The 6,682-nt window shown below is 60.1% G+C and carries 8 protein-coding genes and 2 pseudogenes; 6 read left to right on the forward strand and 4 right to left on the reverse strand.

Translation table 11 applies throughout. The features are described 5' to 3' along the window. A pseudogene (locus Q8M85_RS03420) lies at window positions 1-237 on the reverse strand (L,D-transpeptidase); the annotation flags it as partial. Window positions 238-350: 113 nt separating this feature from the next. Beyond that, window positions 351-575, reverse strand: coding sequence for a hypothetical protein (locus tag Q8M85_RS03425; protein ID WP_305540290.1), 225 nt, complete (start codon window positions 573-575; stop codon window positions 351-353). Between the two features lie 184 nt (window positions 576-759). Between Q8M85_RS03425 and Q8M85_RS03430 the strand changes: the two genes are divergently transcribed. From Q8M85_RS03430 to Q8M85_RS03440, 3 genes are read left to right on the forward strand one after another with little or no spacing between them, the layout of a single operon-like run. Beyond that, window positions 760-1,323, forward strand: coding sequence for a L,D-transpeptidase (locus tag Q8M85_RS03430; protein WP_305540293.1), 564 nt, complete (start codon window positions 760-762; stop codon window positions 1,321-1,323). Continuing rightward, window positions 1,320-2,087, forward strand: a complete 768-nt coding sequence (locus Q8M85_RS23340; protein ID WP_371135186.1) for a DsbA family protein — start codon at window positions 1,320-1,322, stop codon at window positions 2,085-2,087. The genes Q8M85_RS03430 and Q8M85_RS23340 overlap by 4 nt, the downstream gene beginning before the upstream one ends. 4 nt (window positions 2,088-2,091) lie before the next feature. Beyond that, a complete protein-coding gene (locus Q8M85_RS03440) occupies window positions 2,092-2,679 on the forward strand; it encodes a cobalamin biosynthesis protein CobQ (protein WP_305540298.1) in 588 nt (195 codons plus the stop codon). 60 nt (window positions 2,680-2,739) lie between these two features. Here the strand turns inward: Q8M85_RS03440 and Q8M85_RS03445 are convergent, their stop codons facing one another. After that, window positions 2,740-3,033, reverse strand: a complete 294-nt coding sequence (locus Q8M85_RS03445) for a DUF305 domain-containing protein (protein WP_371135188.1) — start codon at window positions 3,031-3,033, stop codon at window positions 2,740-2,742. 183 nt (window positions 3,034-3,216) lie between these two features. After that, window positions 3,217-3,405 (reverse strand): heavy-metal-associated domain-containing protein, encoded by a 189-nt coding sequence (locus Q8M85_RS03450; protein ID WP_305540304.1) that lies wholly within the window; start codon window positions 3,403-3,405, stop codon window positions 3,217-3,219. A 116-nt stretch (window positions 3,406-3,521) separates the two neighbouring features. On the opposite strand from Q8M85_RS03450, the gene Q8M85_RS03455 reads away from it, so the two are divergent. From Q8M85_RS03455 to Q8M85_RS23345, 3 genes and pseudogenes are all read left to right on the forward strand, one after another. Next, the gene (locus Q8M85_RS03455) at window positions 3,522-6,047 is read left to right on the forward strand and encodes a heavy metal translocating P-type ATPase (protein WP_371135187.1); all 2,526 of its coding nucleotides are present in this window, start codon (window positions 3,522-3,524) and stop codon (window positions 6,045-6,047) included. Window positions 6,048-6,059: 12 nt separating this feature from the next. Then, the gene (gene cueR, locus Q8M85_RS03460) at window positions 6,060-6,533 is read left to right on the forward strand and encodes a Cu(I)-responsive transcriptional regulator (RefSeq protein WP_305540310.1); all 474 of its coding nucleotides are present in this window, start codon (window positions 6,060-6,062) and stop codon (window positions 6,531-6,533) included. Continuing rightward, window positions 6,530-6,682 (forward strand): annotated as a pseudogene (locus Q8M85_RS23345) (EEP domain-containing protein); the annotation flags it as partial. The gene cueR and the pseudogene Q8M85_RS23345, both read left to right, overlap by 4 nt.

The raw sequence follows: 6,682 nt of genomic DNA on the forward strand, positions 1-6,682 counted from the left end.
TGGGTAAAGATACATCTGTCCGTCGCTCGTCCAGTGCTGAAGCACCTTTGCTGTAGTGTCTGAGATGATGACGCCGACCCCAAGAGCATCGAAGTGATCTTGCCATTCGTGAGTCCGGAACGCCGAGATGTTGTTGCGGACTGTTCCTTGATTGTCTTCGGTCGCGAAGGCGGCCCGACCCGTCACGAACGGGGCGGCAAGGCCTGCGGCAACGAAAAGTCGTCGACTAAATTTCATCAGCTGCTCCTCTTTTTTCGAAGCATTGCAGCCTTCTAATGTGGGAAGGTCAAATCTGTTCGTACCGATCAAGGGTCACAAACAGGTGAGTGCGTGGCGGTTTCGCCAAAGATTCAGCCAAATCCCATACTCACGCCGTTGTGATCAACGTGGATGGTGTTGGAAGGCGCTATCGTGTCTGCATGTTCAGGTTCGTAAACCTCTTGTGCGGAATTCTCCTGCTCGCCTCCCTGGTTGGGACGGCGCTTCCTGATCACATGACACATAACGCGCATCATGATCTCGCACAAACGGCACCCCTGATACAGGATGCGTTTTGTGGTGACGGTTCCGAACATGGAACTTGCCAGATCCTTGCAACGGAGACGGCTTCATTCCTTTACATAGTGCCAGGCGCCGGATCTTCGCAGCACGCGATCACGCCCGTGTCCGCCTCCAGTCTGACTTTTGCGCCCCAACGCCCTCCTCCGCGAACCCTCCTCTGAGTGAAACCTTTCCTTCCCGTTCCCCTCAGGAGACAGCATGATTTCTCGTCGTACCCTTATCGGCGGAGCCGCCGCAGCGGCAATGTCCGCGCCGACAATCCTTCGAGCTCACACCGAAGAACCTTTTGTCCTCGCCGAAGAGTTTCAGCCGCGTGAGGTGCGCGTCCGCGAGCAGCACGCTCCGGGCCAGATTCTGGTGTTCCCGCGTCTCTACTACCTCTACCACGTCTTCGACAGCGAACGCGCGATCCGCTACGGCGTCGGCGTCGGCAAAGCTGGTCTCGAATTCAAGGGCACGGCGATCATCGAGCGCAAAGCTGAGTGGCCCTCGTGGCGACCGACGAATGACATGATACGGCGTGACCCCGACCGTTATGCGCAATTCGCGGACGGCGTGCCGGGCGGGCCCGGCAATCCTCTCGGGGCCAGGGCGCTTTATCTCTACAAAAACGGCCGCGACACTTATTTCCGCATCCACGGCACAACAGATCCGGGCTCAATCGGGCAATCCGTATCAAATGGCTGCATCCGTATGCTGAACGATCATGTGAAGCAGCTCTATGACCAAGTTCCCATCGGAACGCCGGTGACCGTGCTGTGACAGGGTCACGCCGTGGCCTTCTCGTTCTTGGCGGGACCGTCGCCCTGATCTACGGCCTGCGTGCCCTGCCCTGGGACCGTCTTCCCGGGCGCGGCCCACGTTACGTCGACTTGCCGGACTTGCCGCCATTTCGCCGGCTGGAGGAGGACGGTCAGACTTCTGGGGCAACGGTCGCACTCATAGGGCTCGACGCACCGACCGACGATGCTGATCAGCGACGCGCGCGTGCAGAGGCTTTGCGTGCCGACCTTTGCCCTGCTCTGTTCGGCCCGGCGGTACCGACGGAAATCGTCCCAATCGCATACTTCAGTGAATTCCGCTGCCCTTACTGTCGGGCACTCGAGCGGGATCTGGACACGTTTTTTGCAGAGGATACCGCATCCTTCCGCCTCATCCAGCATGAACTTCCGATTTTCGGCCCTGCGTCCGAACTCGCCGCACGCGCGTCGGTTGCGGCCGCACGGCAAGGCAAACAGCAGGAGCTTCGTCGCAGCTTCATGCGGACACCACTTGTTGCAGAACCGGCATCCGTCTTGCACGTAGCCACCGCCATCGGACTCGACGTCGATCAGCTTGCCCGCGATATGGCCTCGCCGGAAGTCCAGGCAGAGCTTGATCGAACCCGCGCTCTCGCAGATATATTCGGGTTTATTGGCACGCCGGGGCTCGTGATCGGGCGAACCGTCCTCAACGGCGCGATTCCCTACGCTCTCCTCCGGCGCATCGCGGAAGACGAGAAATCCAGACAGACACCTGTATGCTGACGTCATGAACACGCCGTCGCACATTCTGATCGGGGCGGCTTTCTTCGCGCGGCCCTTGGTACCGGCAACACTTGTTGCGGCGATGGTCGGGGGCTTTGTCCCGGACTTGCCGATGTTCGCTCTGGTCCTGTGGTCCACCCGCGTGCTCGGTTTGCCCGAGCATGATGTCTTTGGACGGTTATACTTTTCGGACTCGTGGCAAACGATTTTCGCGGTAGATCATGGCTTCCTGATCTGGGGCACGCTTTTCCTTGCTGCCCTTTGGAGCGGCCGCGTCCTGCTTCGTGCTTTCGCGGGGTCTGGTCTGCTTCACGCTGTAGCGGATTTCGCAACCCATCACGACGACGCTCGACGCCAATTCTGGCCCATTTCTGACTGGGTTTTCCGAAGCCCAATCAGCTACTGGGACCAGCGATTCTACGGCGACGTTTTCGCGGTCTTCGAGGTCGGGTTGGTTGTCCTCCTCGCTCTATTCTTGTGTTGGCGGCTCGAGCGGGCATGGCAACGGGCGCTGATCCTCGCACCCGCAGCCCTGATCGTGGTGCCTGTCATCCTCACCGGTGGCTTCCATGGACTACACGGCATGGGGTGACGGGCAAGAATGCTGCGGGCAAAGTGATCATTGGCCACGATGCCCGCACCGCAAGCCTGGTCACATGCCTTTGGCCGCAAGCCAGGCGTTCATGTCTGCAATCTCGGCTTCCTGGGCCGCGATGACCTCTTCGGCCAGCTTGCGCATTTCGGGGTCCGTGCCGAATTCGAGCTGCACTTTCGCCATGTCGATGGCGGCCTGGTGGTGCGGGATCATGCCTTTGACGAAATCGACGTCGGCATCGCCGGTATAGGGAGCCATGTTGGTCATCATGGCGTCCATCGCGGCGGCATAGCCTTTGACGGCTGCGTTGTCGGCCAACTCCGGCGGGATCATGGCGGCATGGCTCATCATGGTCATGCCGTCCGATCCCATGTTCATACCCGAGTGGTCCATCCCCGCCATATTGTCGGTCTGGGCATAGACATAGCTTCCTGAGGCCAAGACGGCGGCGATCGCGGCAGCGGTTGCGAGCTTTTTCATATCGTTCTCTTCCTTTTGTTCATTGAACTTTAGCTTCTTGGATCTGCGAGCGCTTCACGCAGGCGCATAGCCAACTTCTGTCAAGGCGTTGACCAACTTGTCGCGCGCCACGGACGATTTGACATCGACTTTCCGTGCGCCAGGATCGGCATTTACTTCGGCGTCAGGATCAACCGACTGGATCGCCTTGGTCACGCTGCGTACACAGCCGCCACAAGTCATGTTTTCAATATGGAACTGCAAAAGTACCTCCTTCGGGTTCCGTCTCATACAACAGCATATGGGGCTTCCCATCGTTGTAAGGTCAAGAGCACAAACCCGTGAGTGAAAAAACAAAAAGAGTCCTTGACCTTACCATCATGGGAAGCCTTATTTCGAATAGCGGAAACATATGCCGAAGGAGTTCCGCCGTGAACTTGCACGCGAAAACACTGCCGACCGCCGGGACAGAAACGTTTTTTCTCGACATCGAGGGTATGACTTGCGCCTCTTGCGTCGGCCGTGTCGAGCGCGCGTTGAAAGCAGTCCCGGGTGTTGAGACGGCATTTGTCAATCTCGCCACCGAACGGGCCGAGGTGAGCGGTGCTGCCGTTGATCGGACGTTACTGGTCAAGGCCGTGGAGGATGCGGGCTACGACGTTCCAACTCGCCCCGTCGACCTTGTGATAGAAGGGATGACCTGCGCTTCTTGTGTGTCGCGGGTGGAAAAAGCTTTGTCGGCCGTTCCGGGCGTGACCTATGCGGCAGTGAACCTTGCGACCGAGCGGGCGACCGTAGAGGGCACTGCCGATTTTACTGCCCTCGTCCGTGCGATAGAGGCGGCCGGCTACGAGGCGCATGCAGCAGCACAGGCCACTGATGTCGCAGAAGAGATTGCGACCAAGAAAGCCGCCGAAGAGGCCGCGCTCAAGCGCGATGTGCTTATCGCAGCGACTCTGACGCTGCCAGTCTTTGTGCTCGAAATGGGGGCTCACCTGTTCTCCTGGGTCCACATGGCCGTGATGAACACCATCGGCATGCAGAACAGCTGGTATCTTCAATTCGCACTGACCACCGCAGTCCTTTTCGGCCCCGGCCTGCGATTTTATCGCAAAGGCTTTCCCGCGCTTGCCCGACTTGTGCCCGACATGAACAGTCTGGTGGCGGTGGGCACGATGGCGGCTTACGGCTATTCGCTGGTGGCAACCTTTGCCCCAGGCCTGCTCCCCGCAGGCACAGTCAACGCATATTTCGAAGCAGCGGCGGTCATCGTCTCGCTGATCCTGCTCGGTCGCTATCTTGAGGCCCGCGCCAAGGGCCGCACATCCGAGGCGATCAAGCGGCTTGTCGGCCTTCAGGCCAAGACGGCGCGGGTAATGCGGGAAGGAACGATCACCGAAGTGCCCGTCTCCGAGGTGCGCCCCGGCGACGTGGTAGACGTGCGGCCGGGCGAAAGGATTCCGGTCGATGGTGAGGTCACGACAGGCGCAAGCTGGATCGACGAGAGCATGATTTCCGGAGAACCATTGCCAGTCGAGAAGACGGCCGGTAGCCAGGTGACGGGCGGCACCGTCAACCAGACCGGCGCCTTCAGCTTCCGCGCAACTGCGGTAGGTGAGGCGACCATGCTGGCGCAAATTATCCGCATGGTAGAAGCAGCGCAGGGTGGCAAGCTGCCGATTCAGGCGCTGGTGGACAAGGTGACAATGTGGTTCGTGCCCGCCGTCATGGCATTGGCAACGCTGACCTTCGCCGTCTGGCTGGTGCTGGGGCCCGAGCCCGCGCTGACGTTTGGGCTTGTCAATGCTGTCGCTGTTCTCATTATCGCCTGCCCCTGCGCGATGGGCCTCGCCACCCCGACGTCGATCATGGTCGGCACCGGGCGGGGGGCGGAACTCGGAATCCTGTTCCGCAAGGGCGAGGCACTACAAACCCTCCATGGTGTCAAGGTAGTGGCACTGGACAAGACCGGAACGCTGACGATGGGCAAGCCGAGGCTGACCGATCTGATGCTGGCACCCGGCTTTGACCGTGGCGCAGTGCTGGCGGCTGTCGCGGCGGTCGAGGCGAAGTCGGAACACCCCATCGCCCGCGCCATTGTCGCGGCGGCCACCGAAGAAGGCTTGGTGATGCCTGAGGTTACGATTTTTGAGTCCGTCACCGGCTTTGGAGTCGCGGCACAAGCGGGCGGGCAAAGGATCGAGGTCGGAGCCGACCGTTACATGACAAAGCTAGGCCTTGATACAGCACCCTTTGCCGCCGAGGCAGCGCGGCTGGGCGATGACGGCAAGTCGCCGCTGTATGCCGCCATCGACGGCAAGCTGGCCGCAATCCTCGCAGTCGCCGACCCGATAAAGGAGACAACGCCGGATGCAATCCGCGCGCTGCATGCGTTGGGCCTCAAGGTTGCGATGATCACTGGTGACAACGCCCGCACCGCAAATGCCATCGCGCGGCAGCTTGGCATTGACGAAGTGGTGGCCGAAGTGTTGCCCGATGGTAAAGTGGCTGCGGTCAAGCGGTTGAAGGCGATGGGCGCGCTGGCTTTCGTCGGCGACGGCATCAACGACGCGCCGGCACTGGCCGAGGCTGATGTCGGCATCGCCGTTGGCACCGGCACCGATATTGCCATCGAGGCGGCAGACGTTGTGTTGATGACAGGCAGGCTGACGGCAGTTTCAGATGCGATTGCACTTTCCAAAGCCACCTTGCGCAACATTCGCCAGAACCTGTTCTGGGCTTTCATCTATAACGCCCTCCTGATTCCGGTCGCGGCCGGCGCGCTGTGGCCTGCTTTTGGCCTGCTTCTTTCGCCGATCTTTGCGGCAGCGGCGATGGCCCTGTCATCGGTCTTCGTCCTTGGGAACGCGCTGCGGCTGCGGCGCTTTGCCCCCAACCAAATCTGAGGGAACCAAAATATGAATATCGGTGAAGCGGCAAAAGCCTCAGGCGTAACTGCAAAGATGATCCGCTACTACGAATCCACCGGATTAATCCCGACAGCAGGGCGGACTGGATCGGGCTACCGTGTCTATTCTGACACCGAAGTGCAGATGCTGCGCTTCATCCGGCGGTCCCGCGACCTCGGGTTTCCAGTTGAGAAGATCGAAGAACTGCTGGCACTCTGGCGCGACCGCTCTCGCCAGAGCGCTGACGTCAAGCGCCTGGCACTTGATCAAATTGATGGTCTGCAAAGGAAGATCAGCGAAATGCAGTCGATGATGGCCTCGCTGCAGGAACTGGCTGATGCCTGTTGCGGTGATCATCGCCCGGATTGTCCGATCCTTGCGGACCTCGGGCGGGGTGCAACCCAGCGGAATGAACAGGCCCGCGGCCAGTTCAATGGGCTGTCATCGCTGCGAACGGCATCCCAAGAGCCCAACAGCCGATGATTTCGTCACGCGACCTTTCTGTGGCGTCTTACAATATCCACAAAGGCATTGGCACCGACCGGCGGCGTGATCTGGCGCGGACCACGGCGGTGATTTCCGAAATCGGCGCCGATATTCTGGCACTGCAGGAAGCGGATACCCGATTTGGC

The sequence above is a fragment of the Tabrizicola sp. genome, from assembly GCF_030694085.1.
Lineage (GTDB): Bacteria > Pseudomonadota > Alphaproteobacteria > Rhodobacterales > Rhodobacteraceae > Tabrizicola.